The following is a 1,670-nucleotide window of genomic DNA, read 5'->3' as shown; positions in this document are numbered from 1 at the left end:
GGGTGTAGTTTAGTGGTAAAACAGAAGCTTCCCAAGCTTCCGTCGCGAGTTCGATTCTCGTCACCCGCTTCTTTTTTTAAAACACGACTGCTTTCTACCAACAAGCAGCCGTGTTTTTAGTATTTAATACTTTTCTTTCTACTGCCCCCTTGCTATTCAAACAGTGATTGATGTATGCTAAGGGTGATGTGAGGGGAAACCTTCACTTAGGGTAATTTATCCTGATTAAACCAACGTTTGTGGCTGAGCGTTGGTTTTTTTGCGTTGCTTTGAAAGCGGATTATGCAAAAAAGGATATTTTCAAATATAGTGAACTCAAACTGAGGTGCTTACTTTAATGAAGAGATTTATTTGTGTCATAAAATCGTTCTTTCTCATTTGACATTTACTAGAGTTCCTATAATTCAAGGAATATACTATGAGCTAATAATAAAAGAAGGAGGAGAGGAAATGATTTTTGAAGGAATTTATCGGTGGGTGAAACGAAGCCATATGTTTTTCTCTGTGCTGCTTTATGGTTTGAAAATACGTTTCTATTCTCGTTTACCTGCTGAAATCCCGAGCCGATTTGGGTGTAGTAGAGAGGTAAACAGCTGAGGAGATAAGGGAACCGTTTTTCCTTTTCGGATTGTTGGTAACAGTGATTAGTAAGAGTAACTATTCTGATTTGAACACGGAAATTCTGTTAGATAAAGTTGCTTTTAGTGGCTGCTTGCTGCTCGTCTCCTCAGTGAGTGCCTATCTCTTCTTTTTGTACTTGCAATTGTTGGAGTAAAAAGCTTCTATGAGGAGAGGTCAGGAGTGATTCTAAAAAAACTTTAGGAACAGTAGTAAGAGTGCCGGCAGCATTGAGTTCATAGTATTTAGCATCCAGTGAACGATGATCGAGCTCCAAATATTGCCTGAGAGCAAATAGATACCTCCAAAATATAGACCTAATACCATGTAAGGGATCATTGCATATACATTGCCGTTGAAATTGTTCCAATGAATCAAACCAAATAGAATACTTTGGACAAAAAACATCATGCGCCAGGTTTTACTAGAAAATTGCCCTAATAGTAAATAGCGAAAGGTCAGTTCCTCAGTAAAAGGAGCAATAAAAGGAATAACGGCAGCTAGCACTGTCCAGCTGGGACTAAGTATTTGTAAGGAGTCACCTGTAGGGGTGCGAAGCTGAAGAAGTTCGCTAGGAAGCATTCGACGTGTAGCCTGCAGTATCAAAAAAGCACCGACAACTAAAATAATACTCACTAGTAATCTAAGAAAAAGCTTTTGTCGATAATGATGCCATTGTTCTTTTAAAAAATCGTGAAATAACCAAATCATAAGCAAAGCACCGATTAAAACTAGCGCTGTTGAGGCAAGTAAAGTGACTTTGGGATTTTTACTTAAACGGAATAAGTGGGCACCGATCAATAATTCTAATGGAATGATCAAAAGGCCCCACTGTTGTTTTTGAATTGCTTTCATTTGTTATCCCCCATTTCTTTTTTAGTTTAAAAAAATAGGGGAAATGTGTAAAGCAATATGAAATAAGAGTAATTTTGTATATGAATGTTTTGGTATACTGAATCAAATGCAGAAAACGATGGTGAAGTGTTTTCGCAGTAAAGGGTCAAGTATTACTGGGCTCATTCGAATTTTGGGTAGTTGGTATGACTACAAAG

General features: G+C 37.7%; 2 protein-coding genes and 1 tRNA gene. 2 read left to right on the top strand and 1 reads right to left on the bottom strand.

The window, feature by feature from the left end:
- Together JZO85_RS19155 and JZO85_RS23205 are read left to right on the top strand one after the other, a co-directional pair.
- Nucleotides 1–69 (top strand) — tRNA-Gly (locus tag JZO85_RS19155).
- A 381-nt stretch (nt 70–450) separates the two neighbouring features.
- On the top strand, nt 451–597 hold the full coding sequence (locus JZO85_RS23205; protein ID WP_242550445.1) for a hypothetical protein: 147 nt from the start codon (nt 451–453) through the stop codon (nt 595–597).
- A 210-nt stretch (nt 598–807) separates the two neighbouring features.
- Here the strand turns inward: JZO85_RS23205 and JZO85_RS19145 are convergent, their stop codons facing one another.
- Nucleotides 808–1,473, bottom strand: a complete 666-nt coding sequence (locus tag JZO85_RS19145) for a CPBP family intramembrane glutamic endopeptidase (RefSeq protein WP_207110119.1) — start codon at nt 1,471–1,473, stop codon at nt 808–810.
- Nucleotides 1,474–1,670: the final 197 nt, after the last annotated feature.

Source organism: Candidatus Enterococcus murrayae (assembly GCF_017315985.1).
GTDB lineage: Bacteria > Bacillota > Bacilli > Lactobacillales > Enterococcaceae > Enterococcus_A > Enterococcus_A murrayae.
Note: the sequence above shows the minus strand (reverse complement) of the source record. Positions and strands in the feature narration are given on the sequence as shown.